General features: G+C 64.3%; 1 protein-coding gene. It reads left to right on the plus strand.

Going from position 1 to position 1,005, the window contains the following annotated elements; translation table 11 throughout:
- Positions 1 to 105 precede the first annotated feature (105 nt).
- A protein-coding gene (locus D5S19_RS03855; protein WP_407641708.1) for an IS5 family transposase occupies positions 106 to 992 on the plus strand; the annotation gives its coding sequence in 2 pieces (ribosomal slippage) (positions 106 to 502 and positions 502 to 992; 888 coding nt in all).
- Positions 993 to 1,005 lie beyond the last annotated feature (13 nt).

The following is a 1,005-nucleotide window of genomic DNA, read 5'->3' on the forward strand; positions in this document are numbered from 1 at the left end:
AAGAGCCGTACCGGCGTGTCGGTGATCAAATAGGTGAGGTCTCCGGTAGATCGATCAACGACGAAGAAGATCGAGAACACCGGAGACCTCGTGGCCAGCCTAGCGGTGGCCGGGCGAGCTGACTTGACCGACGTGCAATGGGCGATCCTGGAACCCCTGCTGCCCGTCGGGATCAAGCCAGGCCGCCCGCCGCAATGGACCAGACGGCAACTCATCAACGGCATCCGCTGGCGCGTGCGGGCGGGCACCCCCTGGCGCGACGTCCCTCCTGAATACGGGACATGGCAGGCGATCTACGGACTGTTTCGCCGCTGGCAACGCGCCGGGATCTGGGCCCGCATCCTGTCCCGATTACAGGCCCGTGCCGACGCCGCCGGGCTGATCACCTGGGACGTCAGCGTCGACTCGACCATCGCCCGCGCGCACCAGCACGCCGCTGGAGCGCGAAAAAAGGGGATGAACAGAAGGAACCACCAGGTGGAGTCGGCGACCCGGAACCGGCTGACCACGCGTTGGGTCGGTCCCGAGGTGGCTGGACCACCAAGCTGCATCTGGCCACCGAACAGGAACAAAAACCACTCTCACTGGTCATCACCGCGGGCCAGCGAGGCGACTCGCCCCAGTTCCACGTGGTCCTGGACGCGATTCGAGTCGACCGCGTGGGCCGTGGTCGACCGCGTACCCGCCCGGATCGGGTGCTGGCGGACAAGGCTTATGGCTCCCGCGCGAACCGCGCCTATCTCCGTGACCGTGGCATTCGGTGCACGATTCCGGAGAAGAGTGACCAGGTTCGGCATAGGACGAACAAGGGTGCTGCTGGTGGTCGTCCACCAGCGTTTGATTCGACGATCTACGAGCAGCGGCATGCGGTGGAGTGCGGGATCAATCGACTCAAACGCAACCGTGCCGTGGCCACTCGCTATGACAAGCTCGCTGTCCGTTACGAGGCCACAGTCCAGGTTGCGGCGATTAACGAGTGGCTACGACTTTGAAACACACCCTAGT

Origin of the sequence: Amycolatopsis panacis (genome assembly GCF_003600245.1) — a bacterium.
GTDB classification, from domain to species: Bacteria; Actinomycetota; Actinomycetes; order Mycobacteriales; family Pseudonocardiaceae; genus Amycolatopsis; species Amycolatopsis sulphurea.